Source organism: Candidatus Hodarchaeum mangrovi, from assembly GCF_975850365.1.
Genome location: NZ_CDLCQJ010000036.1, coordinates 14,447 through 31,317, shown reverse-complemented (window position 1 = coordinate 31,317; position 16,871 = coordinate 14,447). Strand labels below are relative to the sequence as shown.

Here is a 16,871-nt window from a genome sequence, read left to right as displayed (position 1 = left end):
CCTCTCAGTTAAATCCATCGACTATAAGCAGGCATAGTACAGCAGGTTGGAAGTGGTTTACTTGGACAATTCTCACCATTTACTAAACAAATAAGTGAAGGTACCCCATTCACTTCTCCTGGAACCATATCTTTGTTATGACATTGTGGAATTGGTCTTATTACATTTCCACAGGAACCACAACGGTAGGATGGCATGTTTACACTCCTCTGTTATATTTTTTATTTTTTAGATATATAATTGAATTGAAAGATTTCATGAAAAGTAGAGAACATCTATTTTTTATCTTTTCCATATAATACGGATTGAAACAAAAACAAGCCCTATTCCAGTAAAGAATACAAACAATCCGATTAGGAACAGCGAAAGTCTACTAGATTCTATTTTTATCTCCAAAAAAGCTTGTTCCACTTGCAATTTACCTTCTAATATCTCTGAGTTATTCCAATTCTCAATAATTCCAGCCAATACATAAGATCCTGCGGGTAGGACTTCATTCAGATAGGTTTCATTTTGATTTGTTAGATTTATTCCAAGTACATTCGAATAAAGAGTACCTAATAAACTATCATAACCTTCTTTAAATTTTAGTAAATTATCTGAAGTATTCAAAGGGTATTTTTCAAATAAACTTGAAACAGCGGTTGAAAAAATATTATAGTCAGAAGTTTGAGTGATTAGTAAAACCTGTTCAAAAGAATGATTTGAAGAACTTATCACTAAATGTCCATCTACAAAATATCGCGTATTGGGTTGTAAAAGATATTGAGTAGTTTCGAATGAAATTGCAATACTTGGAGCGAATTTATTATTTGAAATAAGAAATGATCCAGTTACTGAATTCCTTTCTGTGGTTGAATTTCCAGTTAAAGGACCTATTACTACTCCTGAGATAATTAATATCAAAGCTAAAGATAAAGCAGTTCCATTAAAGGAGATTGAGGATATTTTTGATCTATAATAATTACAAAACTTCATTGAGCTTAGATTTTTAATTGTAGGAATCATCGGAATTGCTACAATTTTAATAAAAATCACAAAGATAAGAAAATGGATAAAGAAATCCTCAATTATAAAAGGGACTGGAGCTGTTCCATAAATTGCTTCACGTTCTGAAGGGGTTAAATTAATGAAAAAAATGCTTAAACCTCTCATGTAAGAAATACTGTTAATGTTAAATCCAATACCAGCAAGAGAAACAGGAAGGAAAAACCAAGGTATCATTTTTAGTAAAAAAGTAAAATTAAATTGGTATAATTGATCTGATAGAGGATAAAAAATTGCAATAGGATAATCCAAGTCTAATAAAATATGTAGTAACCAAAGAGTACCGATATAATATAGAGATTTCCCGATTAGAGCTATTTCAATTTCATATCCTTTAATTGTTATTCTTTGAGCAAAAACGGAGAATTTTGAAGAAAAAAAGTCTTTTGATTTCACATTTCGATAGTAGATGTAAAAACCTAATATTGTAATTATTAATGGAGGGAAAAGGCTATGAAACAATCCGCGATGAATACCTAAAAATATATCAAGATCAGGAGCTACCGAAAAAAGTAAAATAATCCAGAAAACTAATTTTCTCTTTTTAAAGATGATTTTTTCTGAATCAGGAATAATAAACCAAAGGAAAATTCCTGCTAAACTAAGATGAGTTGGGAATAAAGTCATTTTCGATCACTATGTTAAGTTACTAACGAGAAGTGTGAGGATTGCAATAAAAATAGTTAAGAGGCCAAAGCCTATACAGAATTTATTATATTCAATGTTCTTAAGGCTTAAAAGGGTGTTCATTGTTACTAAACCAATCAGAGCACTAATGAAGATCGTCAATATAACAAGAATATACGGAAAAGAAACAGTTCCAATAATTAGGTTTGATGAACTAAGGTAAAATCCACTTAGTAGGTATTCTAGTACAGTTGCTCCTAAAACTGCTGGAACTGAAATGATAAAACTTGTTCGTAAGGCATCCCGTTGACCTAATCCTATGATAAGAAGAAATGTAAGTGTCATACCACTTCTGCTGATCCCAGGAAGGGCAGCTACCCCTTGGATCATACCAAGAATAAAAACTTCTTTATATGTGAGGGATGAAATTTCCCGGATTCCTTGTTCTGGTTGTTTAGACAATATGAAACCTGTAAAAATTAACATTAATCCAATTATTATTGTAAAAAGTATATCAGTTGGAATTGGAAACAAATAACTTATATCTATCCAAAAATTTTTTAGAAGAATAACTAAAGGTATGGCTGTGATCGCTGTTCCAAATGTAACGAATAGTAATATACGGGTTATAGGTTCATTCTTATTTATTATTTGGTAAAATTCCTGTCTAAACTTCCATAAGACAGAGACCATTGTACCTAAGTGGAGAAATAAAGCTAAGGTTACCGCTTCCAGTTCTGGGATTTCATAAATATTGATAAATATTAATGTAAGCTGCCCTTCAGACGATATTGGTAACCATTCAATTATCCCCTGAAGAATTGCCATCAGAATCGCTTGAATAAGATCTATCATTTTCTTAAAACCCCTAAATACTAATTTCTTCAAGAATTTAACGATTTTTTGATTCGAATGGTTTCGAAAGACAATGACTATTTTTTTATAATTTGTGAAAATATTCCTTTTAGCATACCATACGAAACAATGCATTTTTTGATATATTGAGGGCTTAGAGCTGATATGTAGATTTTATTCACATAGCGTTAAATTTATATATAACATATGAATTTATTTTAAATAGGAAATAAATCATTAAGGTGATTAAAATGAACAAAAAAGATAAAAATTTAGGAAATTTTTGGAACTTCGGGTTTTTTAACCTATTTAAAGAGTTTGAAGAAGAAATAAATTCTTTAATGAATAATAATTTAACAGAATATCAGGCAGGAGGTCCAATAACCTATGGCTATTCTATAAACATTGGCCCTGAAACAAATTATCAACCAGAAATTCGCCAATGGGGAAATTTGAACGACTTCCGTAAGAAACACAATCTGCCTGAACTAGAAGATCCTTTCGAATTACATCAAACCCCTCAACTTCCAAAGAATTCCAATTCCAGTGACCCCTATTTTGATATCATTGATGAAGATGAATACCTAAAGGTTATTGTTGAAGTACCTGGATTCACAAAAGAAACAATAGCTATTGAAATTGATGAAGAAGGATCTGAAATCAAGCTTAAAGGAAATGTAGAAGGCCGAGAATTAAATACATCAATTCAATTGCCTTCGAAGATAGAAGCGAAGGGAACAAAAAGCTCGATAACAAATGGGATACTTGAGATTCGTGGAAAAAAAAGGAAGAATTCATCAAAACATTTTAAGTTGAAGATTGATTAAGCGCAAAAACTAATGAGGGCTTACCTCATTCTTCAACTTTTTAATAAAATGACAAAAAAAAGTAATTAAAGAGTTGCTGAAGAATTGAACTCGTTCACAGACCAAGATGATCAATCTATACCTGAATACCTGTCTCAGCTAGAAGAAACTGTTTTAGAAGAACTATCAGTAAGAGAACGGAATTATTCTTTCCGGTTTAATGGTTTAAGAAGATTGTTAAATGATGTCCACCAACAGAAATTAGCACGAGCACTGGAAAGATTACAGGAAGACAATCTTATTGAGCGTTATCCAGATGGGGGTTATGGTTTAGATAGTAAGTATTATGATCGGATAAAAGAAAAATTTGGTAAGCAATCTCTGAATAACGGAAATTTCGGATTTGACCTAAATATTCACCAAAATTATACCGCTATCTCAACAGGAACGGATTTTCCAGTTCAAATTATTATTAACAAGCTTACAGGAAAATATTTTGGGCAATATAGATTCATTGGCCATTATTTCTCAAATGGAAAAGGACGATTGGAATGGATTCACGCTGAGAATCAATCTAAAATCCTTATAACCCAGATTTCACCTCGTAAGATTGAAATTTCAGCATCAAACGTATCTAAATTAGCTATTGAAAGATTTCTAAGAATCATCCAACAAATTTTGTACGAGTTACAGATAATTGCTCAATTCTCTGGAGAACATCAATCTCAAGCAAATTAAATTAGTACTCTTTCAGTAATATTCCACTTGATCTTTTTTTATTTACATCCTTACCCAAGAACTCAGGCTAAAGACTTATAACCAATTATATTAGGTTGGTTTTTTGAGGTAAAAAAATGAGGCCTTGCGTTCTCCAGGTATAGTATCGCTTTTTTCGTAAAATATGAATGCATTGTGCCATCCTCTAAGAATTACTTTTTGCCTTCATTATTTAGTATCAAATATATACTAAATTTTAGAAGACAGATAGAAAAATGTAAAATATTAAGGTTAAATACGGTGAATTTCAGTGAGTGAGTCACAACAATCTATTGAAGAATTTTTTGCGATATTACGGGCAATTGAAAGTAAATGGCAATCCCGCTGGGCTGAAAAAGATATTTTTAAAGGAGTAAAAAAACACGACAAAGAGAAATACTTTGTAACAATACCTTATCCATATGCCTCGGGACCACTCCATGTTGGTCACGCTCGTACTTATACAATCGGGGATGTATTTACCCGATTCAAACGAATCCAAGGTTTCAACACCTTATGGCCAATGGCTTTTCATATAACTGGAACTCCAGTACTTTCTGTATCAGCAAAAATAGAAGCAAACGATGAAGAGACCATAGAATTATACAAGGATTACATAAGAATATACGAATCTGATGAAGGGATAGTTAACCAAATTATCCATTCCTTTATAAACCCCCTCAATGTTGCGATGTATTTTGCGGATAAATTAATCAATGATTTTAAGGCAATGGGTTATTCATTAGACATACATAGACAATTCACCACTGGTGACCCTGAGTATAATAAATTTATTGAATGGCAATATAATCATTTAATTAAGAAAAATTACATTGTCCAAGGCGAATATCCCATTTTATGGTGCTTAAGAGAGCAAAACGCTGTTGGAGAAGATGATATACGTGATGCAGATGTAAATAAAGTTGAAGTTCAAGAGTTTGTTGCTTTAAAATTTAAATTTGAAGAGGATTTTCTAGTAGCAGGTACTTTTCGTCCCGAAACAATATATGGAGCTACAAATATATGGTTACATCCTACAACCACATACTGTAGAGTTAAGGTAGATGAGAAGGAAACATGGATTATTTCAAAAGAAGCTGTTGAAAAATTAACTCACCAAAATCATAAAACGAAAGTATTAGAAGAATTTTTGGGTTCTACATTAATTGGGAAAAATGCTTTTGCCCCTCGGGTTCCTGATAGACCTTTACCTATTCTGCCTGCCACCTTTGTTGATCCTGACCATGCAACAGGGGTAGTTTATTCAGTTCCTGCTCATGCTCCTTATGATTATATTGCTTTACGAGATTTACAACAAGACTCTAGTGCTCTAAAACCTTTTAATGGATTAGAAAAAATAGTAAAATCGATTAAACCTATTGCGCTAATTGCAATTGAATCTTATGGAGAATTCCCAGCCGTTGAAATCGTAGAAAAAATGGGAATAATGAATCAAGCTGATATTAAAAAATTAGAAGCTGCAACTCAAGAAATTTATTCGACAGAATTCTATAATGGCGTTATGATGGACTTCACTGATGAATTTGCTGGTTTAAAAGTAGAAATAGCTAAAGATAAAGTAACAGAAGTTTTGAAGGAAGAAGGTTACGCCACTTCCTTTTATGAAGTATCAAGAAAAGCAACTTCTAGATCAGGAGGAAAAATAATCGTTGCAGTTTTACCTGATCAATATTTTTTGAACTACGGTGATATAAAATGGAAATCACTGGCTAAAAAAGCTTTGGATCAAATGAAAATAGTTCCTGAGAAGTACAGAAGATCATTCGAGAGTACATTTGAGTGGTTAGATAGACGTCCATGTGTTCGGAAAAGAGGCTTAGGTACTGAATTTCCATTAACAAAAGGCCAAGGTTGGATTATTGAGTCATTAAGTGACAGTGTTATTTATATGGCCTTTTATTTGGTAATTCCCCACATAAAAAAACATAATATCAGTCCTGAACAATTGATTCCTGAGGTATTTGACTATATTTTCTTAAATAGAGGTGCTTTATCTAATATAGCTAAAAAAAGTAGAATTGAGGAGCAAATTCTGAAAGAAATGCAAGATGATTTCAGATATTGGTATCCCAATGACCTACGCCACACAGCAATTGCTCACATAGGTAATCATTTGTCATTTACTATTTTTCATCACGTTGCAATATTCCCAGAGAAATATTGGCCTAAAATCTTCTCTTTAAATGAACTCCTAATAAGAGAAGGAGAGAAAATGTCTAAATCAGCTGGAAATGTAATTCCAATAGCTCATCTGCCAAAAAGGTATTCTGTGGATGTAACTCGCTTGTACTTAGTTTCAGCTGGAGCTTCAGATACAGTTTTAAATTGGACAGAAGAAGGAATAAGTACATTAGTATCACGAATCAAAAAATTTTGGACCTTAGCGAATGAGATACTAGATAATACATCGAAAATTACATTTGATATGTCTAAGGCTTCTTTTATGACACGTTCATTTATTTCAGCATGTAATCATCACTTAAAAGAGGGTATGAAACAATTAGAATTCTTTGATGGACGTGGATATGTCTCTCACACATTCCATTTAATGTTAAAAGAAGTGGAATTTTATCTTAAGGCTTCAATAGGATTACATGAGGCCGAAAGAAATTCTGCCTTAAGATCAATTATTGATAATTGGATTCTATTGTTATCTCCTGTAATTCCGCACCTAAGTGAGGAGTTGAATGAAAAACTAGGAAATAAAGAATTTTGTTCTCTTAGAGTAATAGAATCAATAGAAATTTCAGATGAAGCGCCTATTCTAAGTCATCAAATCTCATTCGTGAGCAATTTGATTGAAGATATCAAATCAATTATAGAACTTAAACGCAGTTCTCCTAATAAAATCTTTATCTATATAGCCTCACAATGGAAACATGATTTATATAACCAGATAGGGTCTATGGTAGATGAAGGAGCTTTAGATATAGGTAAAATAATGAGTAATTTAAGAAAAGATAAAAAATATGCTTCCAGAATGTCTGAAATAGCAAAAGATTTGAAAATGACTAAAGGCGATGTAAAAGTATTCAGACAACAGGTAATTGGGTCTGAAAAGGAAATGGAAGTTATTAGAGGATATTCTAAATATCTTGAGGCATTATTTGAGTCCCCAATTTATGTTTATCTTGCTGATGATGAGAAAGTCGATGACTTCCACAATAAAGCTATCCGAGCTCAACCCTTAAAACCTGCAATCTATATCGAGTTTTAAGAGTTTAATACTAGGAAAATTCATGATCCTAATCGAAATAGAATATAAGCTTTAAACCTTCCTAGTCGTTTAATTATTAAAATTCGTATTTTAAAATAATATTTTAGAAAGCTGGTCAATATAATATAACATTAAAAATATTTATACAGATATAAAATTTGACTTAATATAATAGAAAACATAATTAAAGGAGAAGGATGTTATGAATTTTCCTACAAACCCGTTTTATGACAATATCAATCAAAACCAAATACAAGGTCTAAAAGGAACGACAGGTCTTGCTCTAAAGTTTTCTGATGGAGTTATTCTCGTCGCAGATCGTCGTGCCTCAATGGGAACTTTTGTTGCAAGTAAACAAGCAAAAAAGGTTCACAAATTAAATGAATATACTGGTATGGGAATCGCTGGTTTAGTCAGTGATGCTCAAGCCTTAGTCGATCTGATGCGTAGCGAACTTCGTCTTTATCATCTTGAAAACAACTTTCCACCAACTATTAAAGTTGCTTCTTCTCTGCTTTCTACGATTATGCATGGTGGGTATCGTCGATACCAACCTTGGTGGGTTCAATTATTAGTTGTTGGAGTTGATCGTAGAGGAGCTCATGTTTATACATTAGGACCAGATGGATCTGTTTCTACTGAGGATTATTTCGCGATTGGATCAGGAACATACCTAGCAATGGGTCTATTAGAAAACAGCTGGAAAGAAAATCTCCCTCGGGAAAAAGCTAAAGAATTAGCCATATCTGCCTTGAAGGTTGCTATTGGTCGTGATAGTGCGACAGGAAATGGTATTGACGGACTAATTTACAGCATTAAAACTCCTGAAGTTGAAGAAATTAAGATTGATTTGTGAGGTTAATAAAAATGTATGATTCTAGAGCTCCTTATGATAAAAGTGCTGCGATGTGGTCCCCCGATGGGGAATTAGTCCAATTATCATATGCTCGAAAAGCGTCCGAAAGAGGAGCAGCTGCGGTTGGTATGATTATTGACAAAAAGACTATTTTATTAGCTGGAGAAACCCTATATGACCCATTAGTTGTTCGACCAGATAAAATCCAAGAAATTGATGAAAAGTTATTCTTAGTTGCCTCAGGTCTTTCAACTGACTCTAATCTCTTAATTGGGCAGTCAAGAATTCTAGCACAACAACATAGATTAATTTATGGTGAAAAAATATCAGTTCGAGCATTAGCTCAACGTTTAGGAGATTTAATGGCACGTCACACAATTCAAGGAGGACTTCGTCCTTTTGGAACAGCTTTACTTTTAGCTGGATTTAATCCCGTAACGAATGATGCTGAACTATTTTTTGTTGATAACGGAGGATCCTATTTTGCAGTAAATGCATATGCTGCGGGAAGTGGAAATGAACGAGTCATTGAATCACTAAGGAAAGAATATAAAGTAGGTCTTCCAATAGAAAATGCCAAAAAATTAATTCTTCAGACTGTTTCTTCTGCTCTTGGGAAAAAGGAGACCCTTACTGAAAAAGATTTAGAAATTCGAATTTTAACAGTAGAATAAAACACTTCTTTTCCCTTTTTTTTCATTTAAGAAATAAATCTTTCTGAGATTAAACATAAGAGAAGATTTATATTAACTTATTTACTATAGTTCAAACATTAAAGAGCTGGAAGTAGATGGCTCATCGTCCGATACGAATTTTATTACTTGCAGATTTACATAGTAATCTTCCAGCTTATAATTCCATTCAAGATAAAGTTACAGAAAAATATGGTTCAAATATTGATCACGTGCTTTGTTTAGGTGACATTGTCGGATATGGGCCTTACCCAAATGAGCTTATAAAAATCGCTGAAACCTTCGATGCAATGGTAATAGGTAATCATGACATAGCTTGTGCCACAGGAAATGCCACAGGATTTAAGAAGTGGGCCATTGAAGCAGTACTATGGACTTTTGATGAATTAACTACATATTCTAAAACATTTTTGTCTATTCTAGCTAAAAACGAGTTTTTAGAGATAAATGAAAAGGGAGTGCAACTTTATTTAACTCATGCATCTCCTAAAGATTATATTAATGATTATATATATCCTGAAGACTCCCAAACAAGAAAAGAAGAACTATTAGACATGATTGGTGTAAATCATATTCTTATAGCTGGTCATACACATATTCCTTTTATATATCAAAGCGAGAAATCAAAAAAAGTAATATTCAATCCAGGAAGTGTTGGACAACCCCGAGATAATGATCCTCGTGCTTCAGCAGGAATTCTTGAGATTGATTTAAATTCAAATATTAAATTAGATTGGATTCGTGCAGAGTACGACATTAGGGAAATTGCACGTGAGATACAACAAGTTGGATTACCTATAAGATTGGCTGAACGATTATTTTTTGGTCAATAAGATGAAAATATAAGGGGTTACAAATATTTAATCTCATCTATCGGATCTTTTACCATCTCTAACTTAATAGAACTTCCAATTTTTAATTGATTAAAGAAAGTTAAATTCTCCACTTGTCCAATTGGATTGACTGGATATTCTACCTCTTTTGATTTGATAAATATGATTAACACTTGACTTTGTGTCCAATATGCTACATCCCCTTGATTAACATATTTCACTGTATTCTCTGGGCCAGCTCGACCTATTTTAAAAGGAATACTTACTTCATCGTCTCGAACGACAACTCGGGATTGAATTGGATTTCTTAAACGAAATTCCAATAATGCATAGGTTTTTGGAGCCAAGTGTTTTTTGAATACAACTTTTCCAATATCTGAATTGCCTAAAATAGAGAATTCTAAAATAAATTCTTGATTAGACATACTACAAATCTCAATGTTAAGAAAGATATCAATTTATTAATAAAAATCATTTGTGTAATATTTTATTTAATCATTAATAGTTTCCACTACACACTAGTTTTTAACCAGATATATATAGGTAAAAAATTAGATTGTTTACAAATGAATAAATTTAGGTTTGATTAATATGAGTTTAACACAATTACCTGAACCGTTGAATACCATAACATTGTTTTTACTCTTTTTTGGTGGTTTGTTGGTTCTAATATATGTACTCAGTGGGTTTAGAATAGTAAAAGAATGGGAAAGAGCTCCTGTTTTACGACTTGGACGGTATACAGGTTTGAAAGGACCGGGTTTATTTTGGATCTTACCTGGAATAGATCGAATACCTAATATTGTGACAACAAGAATTCAAACATACTCCTTTCGATCAGAACAAAGTCTAACCAAGGATAATGTCCCTGTTACAATTGATGCAGTTTTATTTTTCAAAGTTATTGACGTTGAAAAAACAATTTTAGAAGTTGAACATTATGTATCTGCTACTCAATGGGTAGCACAAACTACGTTACGCGAAGTGACAGGACAAGTTGAGCTTGATGAATTATTAGCTGAAAGAGAGAAAATTGCAGCTCATTTAGCTGAAATTGTAGATGAGAAAACTGAACATTGGGGAATAAAGATAATCTCAGTAGAAATCCGCGATGTTGTGATCCCTGGTCGGTTACAGGAGGCGATTTCACGACAAGCTGAGGCTGAAAGAGAACGTCGTGCTCGAATAACTCTCGCACAAGCTGAAAAGGAGGCAGCTAAAGGAATGATTGAAGCAGCTGAACAATATGCAACTTCTCCTATTGCCATGGAACTTAGATGGATTAACTTATTGTTTGAAGCAGCTACAGAAGGTGGAGCTACTATAATGCTGATTCCCGCTAATATTCCTACAGCTGGGTTCAGTTATGCAGGAATGCAAAAGTTGGGTGAAGGCGGAAGTGGTCCAATTTCTCCTTTCGGGGTATATGGAGTAAAACCCATACCATTTAAGAAAAAAGAAGAAGAAGTAGAGAAAGAATCATAATCTTATCTCTATTTTTTTTCTGCTTATCCTCTTTTTTTTTGGGGCAGGGTATTAAAAAGTAAAGAATGGTGACCAAAGGTTAAAATAATGTGACCTACAAATGATCTTTACACTTATTTTCTATAGAGCTGACATCTATGTCTCTTAAAGGCTATTATCTGATTAGTAGACCATTGAATTCATTTTATTCTGGATTTGCTGTTTTAATTGGAGCAATTGCAGCAATTTCAAATCCTTTAACCGAGATACAAATTATAAATATCTTTTTAGGATATTTAACTACAGCTTTTATTGCTGCTGGAGGATATGCAATTAATGATGCATATGATGTGGAAATCGATAAGATTAATATGCCACATCGTGCAATTCCTTCTGGATTAATAACACCAAAGCAAGCTATGATCTATGCACTTATTCTCTATGTGATAGGCATACTAACTGCTTTAGTTATAGATATTTTAGCCTGTATTATAGCAAGTATAGGAGCTTTTCTCCTATTTCTTTATGCTGCATATTTCAAACGAACAGGGTTTGTAGGTAACTTGTTAGTCAGTATTTTAACCGCAATCCCGTTCATTTTTGGAGGGATAATTACTGAAAGTTATGAGACTTTGATTTATCCTGCTCTATTTGCTTTTCTATTGATATTGGGAAGGGAGATTATAAAGGATATAGAAGATGTTCGTGGAGATAAATTAGAAAATGTTCAATCCCTTGCTTTACGATATGGTGTAAAACCTGCAAGGAATATAGGAATTATAATAATTCTATCCTTAGTATTATTAGTCCCAATCCCAGTCATATTAGGTTATTATAAAACCCCTTTTTTCCTTGGAGCTCTAATAATAATATTTTTAGCAGTTTGTTATGCAATTTTCCTCTTATTAAAGCAAACTGATGAGGAAATAATCAAAAATGCGACAATTACTAAACGGATATTAAAATCCTGTATGGTTGTAGGAATTCTTGGATTCATTTTAGAGGGATTAACGAAGATTTTACTTAATTAAGCAATATTTCCTTCCTTACCTTGATTTTATTTTACTTTTTGAATTATTTCAGCTTCTTATAGATCTAGAAATATATTTGTAAGTGAGGATAAATAATAGTTTTTCCTTATTCTTTAGTTAAATGGAGATAAATTATCAGATGAAACGATTTTATCGTTGTTTGATCATATTATTTTTTATCCTGGCCTTATTTAAAATTAATAATGTTCCTCTAACCACTGCTAATTCCCCCACATCGGTTTTATTTATGACAACTTCCAATGATGGAAAATTAAAGGAACGATTCAGTTTAGATCCAAAATATTTTATCGAAACACGGAATACATTACCTTCTAACTTAGAAATTTTTGATGTTATAATTTTAATTGATTTTATTTTTAATAGCTCTATTTTAACATCATATGAGGGAGGATTGATCATTTTTACTGGACCAACCTTAGCAAATAATGGTACTTGCTTAGTAGAATTAGGATTAGCATCAACACCAATTGGGACAATAATTAATAATCCAGCTCTCCCAGTTGTGAAAAAAGGTGCTCTTTCCCATCCTTTATTAAAACAAATACAGTGGAATTCAATTCCAGTAATCACAAATTATTCTAATATAGCTCTACTTGGAACAATTTTGGTAGAAACCTCTTCAGATAGTATAAATCCAAATCTACCTTTAATCAGCTCAAATAATAATGATAAACATCTCATGGTTAATATTTGGCCAAATGAACAGCTGAATTCTGAGTTTGTTCAATGGCCCTATTTTAATTATTTTCTATTTCTCCTTTTAGAGATCTCTACAAATCAATCTCCAATGAATTATGCTGATTGGCCCTATTCTCCAGTTCCCCACCTTCCAGAATCTATCTTTCTTGGGCTCTCTGTTCTTCTTATAACTATTGTCACTGTTGGAGGGTATCAGTATGCTAAGAACTATGCTCGTAAAAACCCAATAAATGAAAGAGATCTCCAAGAATTAGCCAAACAAATCGAAAAAGACCAAGACTGGGAAGATATAGGTATGCATCGGCCATTGGGAGGTTTTATGGTTCAATTCTTCATTGGAATTCTTATACTGTTACCAAATGTTATAATGAGTGCCTTGGTTTTTCCCTTACTAATTTTACCTTCTCCCCAAGCAGCAGGATTTTATGATTTTACTCTCCACTTTTTTGAGGCCCTCTGGTTACTATTTGATTTAGGAACTAGTACGGCATTAGTGAAGTTTTTTGCAGAACATCGCGTTAAAAGGCCTCAATATTCAATACGTTTTATTCAGATTTTCATTTGGTTTCAATTAGTTTCAGGTATTATTCAGTTATTCTTGATCTCATTCCTTGGGTCTATTATTTTCCCCAGAACTTTTCTTGCACACATGTCTTGGGTCTTTGTTACTCATGCATTTTTTCAGTGGCCAGCATTCTTTATTGTATTCATACTAATTTTTCAAGGCATGAATCGATTAGACTATTATCAGATTTTAAATCTTTTATTATATGGAGTATTTAACATTACAATTCAATACTTAGTTATAATTATCTTCCGATTAGTATTAGGTCCTAATATCATTTATGGTGACTCTTTAGCAGGAGCAATTGGTTACAGCATGGGGAATTACGTTGTAATGTGGACTGGATTTCTAGTGGGGTTATGTTTCTTCAAACGCTTAGGTTTTTCCGTTAAAAGTATATTTCGAGTAGATTTCACTTTTGAAGAGATAAAAATAACTCTTAAATTTGGATCAAAATGGGCAATAGGAAATTTATTACCTCCTTTAGGCTGGTTTTGGCAAGTATTTTTATTATCAGCATTTTTACCAAATTATACAGAACAACAAGGCTTTTTTTCAATAGCTTGGTCTTTTGCATTAATTGTTATGCTGGTAGGTTTATTTGCTCAATCCATCCTAGGCGGAGTTTCTGAATCATTTCATGCAGGGAGAAAAAAACTTACACAATACTATGCTGCTAGTTCTTTAAAGTGGTCCGCGTTTTTTGATTTTTTCTTTGTTGCAGCATTACTAACAATTGGACCTAAATTTATTTTAGGTGGAGCAGGTTCTGAATGGATTGGGGCAGCTATTTTAATTCCGTGGTTACTCATATTTCATGGATTTGGATATTTATCTTGGCTTGGAGATTGGATGTTTGCAGGATCAGATCGTCCTGGATGGGCAGCAATTTCTTGGATAATAGAACAAGGAATCAGAGGTGTTTTATTGCTTCTCTTTATTCCAAATTGGACTTTATTTAGTAAAACCTTTGGTAGTCCAATGATTGCTGTAATGTTTGCTTATATTCCAGCCTTAATAATTAAAGATATATTTATGTGGTGGGGAATACGTCGTTCAGAATTCTTCCGTTTTCCATGGCGTGATGTTGTTTATCAAGGTTTTATCGCTCCGATATTAAGTGGAATACTAATTTTTTTACTGTTAGATTCCTTATTTAACATTATATGGCAAGGTGATATTCTAACTTCGGTAATAATTCTTCTTATCGGAATCATTGGAGGAATTTATCTATTTAGCTTCATATATGGATTATTAGGAGGGTTTGATGATAATTCACTTACTGAATTCCACCGTGCAGCAAAAATGGCTAAAGGACTCCGTTTTCCAGCAATCTTACTTTATAAAACATCAAGAGTAGGGGCGAGAGTCTCTCCATTACACAATAGATTCCCAATTACGATTTTCGAAAGTGCCATGCAGGAAGCACATAGCTTAACAAAAGAGAAAGAAGAGCTTGTAATTTAAAATTTTCCTTGAATTTAAAGTATATTTAGGATTACAAATAATAATGTAAAAGGGATAACCCATAAAATTGCGGGAATCATGTTGACAATAGGAATGTCTTGTATTTCTGAGATTCTAAAGCCTAAACCTAATATTAAAATCCCTCCAACTATATATATCATATCAATTATTACGATAGATAAATTTGCTCCTAAAAACATAGCAAGAATTGTAATAGTTCCCTGATAAACTAATACTATAATAATACTAAATATGACGCCAATTCCATATGAAGTGGCAAGAACTAACACCATGATTCCATCTAAAGTCGACTTGATAAGTAGTAAGGTAAGGTCTTGAGTAAGACCATCATTGATTGATCCTAAAATTGCCATAGGACCTGTTTCAAATATTATAGAAGCTATTAAAAAGCCTTCCACAAATTTCGTTTCACTCCTTTTAGCTTTTGCTTTTAACCGTTCACCATGCTTATTTAGATTCCCTTCAATATTAACAATCACCCCTGAAATTCCACCTAATACGAGTGAAAAAATTGTAATTAGAAATTCTTTTGCTCCCAAACCTTGTTCGGGAGATATACACATTTAAATTCCCAGTACAATTGTTATCAATCCTATACCTTTGATTGTAATACTCTTCATCTCTTCAGAGAAGTATTTACCAATTAAAAGACCACCAAGGGTTCCAAAAACGACCGTAATACAATTAATCAATGTTCCAAACATTTGACTTCTTCCTTGGTTTTTATCCAAAAAATTAATATTTTTTAAGTAATTAATACCTAAAATAAATCTATAAGGAGAGCTAAAAAAACTTTGAAAAAGATTTAGATTCCTTATATCCTCTAATTATTCCTTTTAATATTTGGTAAATTAGTGATTCGAAACTCCTTCTCTATCAAGTATCCACGAAAAGATCATAAGGATTAATTTTTATGCTTCAGATGAGCAAGAAAGGGTTACTGAAGGCACCAATTATGAGTGTAATAGATAAAAAAGTACGAAAGAAAAGAAGATGGGGAAAAATTTTTGAATATAGTAGTTACGAACGTTTACTACCTGTTGGTAAAGAATATGAAGAAATTTTGAATGAATTAATTAAAGAATATTCTAAGAAAAAATCTATTCTTGTAACTCCTCAAGAAATTGCCTCAAAACGAGACATTCGGGTTTCAGTTGCAAAACGTTTACTTGACGATCTAACAGAAAAGAAAATTCTGAAACAGGAACATTCTTCTAAACGTTTAAAGGTTTATACTAGAGCTTAATCTGAAGACATGATAGCTCTTAAAATGACCCTTTTTTGAGTAAACTAAGTGAAAATATTTGAGCTTTAGAAATAACCTTCATTTGATGAAGCAGCTATTAAGACAGGGTTGGATTCGGGCGGGAGTTCCATTAAGTTCCATTGAGTCGCTTGCTGATCATTCTTGGTCCTCAGCAGTTATATCATACATTTTAGTACAATTAGAGAATGAATTTAGAAAAAGAAATAATTTTTCGTTATTAAATGTTGAAAAGGCAGTTTGTATTGCACTTTTTCATGATTTTCAGGAGTCTCAATACTTTGATATGGACAAGAGTTTAGAAAATCTTGTTGATAGTAGTTTATGGGGAAATATTGTTACAAAAATAAATGAGTCAGCAATAGATAACTTAATTGAAGATATACCTAAATCTGTCCAGAATTCAATATATAAGCTAATGAAGGATCGAAAGAGTGAGGAATATCACATTGCTAAAGCTGCAGATTTACTTGATCTCTATTTTCAAGCAGTCGAATATTTTAATCGAAATTGGATAGTAGAGTCTCAATACAAGAAATTTACAAAAAAAACACTTTCCAAGTTGAAAGGTTATGAAAAGCAATTTCCTTCAATAAGGGAATTATATGATGAGCCTCATGACTAATGTT

General features: G+C 32.6%; 15 protein-coding genes and 1 pseudogene. 11 read left to right on the top strand and 5 right to left on the bottom strand.

Going from position 1 to position 16,871, the window contains the following annotated elements; all coding sequences use genetic code 11:
• Positions 1-8 precede the first annotated feature (8 nt).
• From ACWVCY_RS04330 to ACWVCY_RS04320, 3 genes are all read right to left on the bottom strand, one after another.
• Positions 9-197, bottom strand: coding sequence for a hypothetical protein (locus ACWVCY_RS04330; protein WP_455140570.1), 189 nt, complete (start codon positions 195-197; stop codon positions 9-11).
• Between the two features lie 85 nt (positions 198-282).
• Complete coding sequence (locus tag ACWVCY_RS04325; RefSeq protein ID WP_455140568.1) at positions 283-1,674, bottom strand: metal-dependent hydrolase; 1,392 nt, start codon at positions 1,672-1,674, stop codon at positions 283-285.
• Positions 1,675-1,683: 9 nt separating this feature from the next.
• Positions 1,684-2,529: an undecaprenyl-diphosphate phosphatase gene (locus ACWVCY_RS04320; protein ID WP_455140566.1), complete on the bottom strand. Its 846-nt coding sequence runs from the start codon at positions 2,527-2,529 to the stop codon at positions 1,684-1,686.
• Between the two features lie 251 nt (positions 2,530-2,780).
• On the opposite strand from ACWVCY_RS04320, the gene ACWVCY_RS04315 reads away from it, so the two are divergent.
• The 6 genes from ACWVCY_RS04315 (at position 2,781) to ACWVCY_RS04290 (ending at position 9,710) form a co-directional block, all read left to right on the top strand.
• The gene (locus tag ACWVCY_RS04315) at positions 2,781-3,356 is read left to right on the top strand and encodes an Hsp20/alpha crystallin family protein (protein ID WP_455140564.1); all 576 of its coding nucleotides are present in this window, start codon (positions 2,781-2,783) and stop codon (positions 3,354-3,356) included.
• Positions 3,357-3,440: 84 nt separating this feature from the next.
• Positions 3,441-4,073: a hypothetical protein gene (locus ACWVCY_RS04310; RefSeq protein ID WP_455140562.1), complete on the top strand. Its 633-nt coding sequence runs from the start codon at positions 3,441-3,443 to the stop codon at positions 4,071-4,073.
• A gap of 289 nt (positions 4,074-4,362) precedes the next feature.
• Positions 4,363-7,329, top strand: a complete 2,967-nt coding sequence (leuS, locus tag ACWVCY_RS04305) for a leucine--tRNA ligase (RefSeq protein ID WP_455140560.1) — start codon at positions 4,363-4,365, stop codon at positions 7,327-7,329.
• A 202-nt stretch (positions 7,330-7,531) separates the two neighbouring features.
• Positions 7,532-8,185, top strand: coding sequence for a proteasome subunit beta (locus tag ACWVCY_RS04300; RefSeq protein WP_455140558.1), 654 nt, complete (start codon positions 7,532-7,534; stop codon positions 8,183-8,185).
• An 11-nt stretch (positions 8,186-8,196) separates the two neighbouring features.
• The gene (locus tag ACWVCY_RS04295) at positions 8,197-8,859 is read left to right on the top strand and encodes a hypothetical protein (RefSeq protein WP_455140556.1); all 663 of its coding nucleotides are present in this window, start codon (positions 8,197-8,199) and stop codon (positions 8,857-8,859) included.
• A 116-nt stretch (positions 8,860-8,975) separates the two neighbouring features.
• Positions 8,976-9,710 (top strand): metallophosphoesterase family protein, encoded by a 735-nt coding sequence (locus ACWVCY_RS04290; protein WP_455140555.1) that lies wholly within the window; start codon positions 8,976-8,978, stop codon positions 9,708-9,710.
• Positions 9,711-9,727: 17 nt separating this feature from the next.
• On the opposite strand, the gene ACWVCY_RS04285 is transcribed toward ACWVCY_RS04290, so the two are convergent.
• Complete coding sequence (locus ACWVCY_RS04285; RefSeq protein ID WP_455140553.1) at positions 9,728-10,135, bottom strand: cyclophilin-like family protein; 408 nt, start codon at positions 10,133-10,135, stop codon at positions 9,728-9,730.
• 166 nt (positions 10,136-10,301) lie between these two features.
• Here ACWVCY_RS04285 and ACWVCY_RS04280 point away from each other — a divergent pair, with 166 nt between their 5' ends.
• The 3 genes from ACWVCY_RS04280 to ACWVCY_RS04270 all read left to right on the top strand — a co-directional run bounded on the left by ACWVCY_RS04280 (position 10,302) and on the right by ACWVCY_RS04270 (position 14,957).
• Positions 10,302-11,195 carry an SPFH domain-containing protein gene (locus ACWVCY_RS04280; protein WP_455140551.1) on the top strand — a complete coding sequence of 298 codons (894 nt, stop codon included), beginning with the start codon at positions 10,302-10,304 and terminating at the stop codon, positions 11,193-11,195.
• A gap of 137 nt (positions 11,196-11,332) precedes the next feature.
• Positions 11,333-12,205, top strand: coding sequence for a geranylgeranylglycerol-phosphate geranylgeranyltransferase (locus tag ACWVCY_RS04275; RefSeq protein ID WP_455140550.1), 873 nt, complete (start codon positions 11,333-11,335; stop codon positions 12,203-12,205).
• Positions 12,206-12,452: 247 nt separating this feature from the next.
• Positions 12,453-14,957, top strand: coding sequence for a lipopolysaccharide biosynthesis protein (locus ACWVCY_RS04270; protein ID WP_455140548.1), 2,505 nt, complete (start codon positions 12,453-12,455; stop codon positions 14,955-14,957).
• Between the two features lie 14 nt (positions 14,958-14,971).
• Here the strand turns inward: ACWVCY_RS04270 and ACWVCY_RS04265 are convergent.
• Positions 14,972-15,682 (bottom strand): annotated as a pseudogene (locus ACWVCY_RS04265) (DUF554 domain-containing protein).
• Positions 15,683-15,933: 251 nt separating this feature from the next.
• Between ACWVCY_RS04265 and ACWVCY_RS04260 the strand changes: the two are divergent.
• On the top strand, positions 15,934-16,224 hold the full coding sequence (locus ACWVCY_RS04260; RefSeq protein ID WP_455140546.1) for a hypothetical protein: 291 nt from the start codon (positions 15,934-15,936) through the stop codon (positions 16,222-16,224).
• Between the two features lie 58 nt (positions 16,225-16,282).
• On the top strand, positions 16,283-16,867 hold the full coding sequence (locus ACWVCY_RS04255; RefSeq protein ID WP_455140544.1) for a YfbR-like 5'-deoxynucleotidase: 585 nt from the start codon (positions 16,283-16,285) through the stop codon (positions 16,865-16,867).
• Positions 16,868-16,871: the final 4 nt, after the last annotated feature.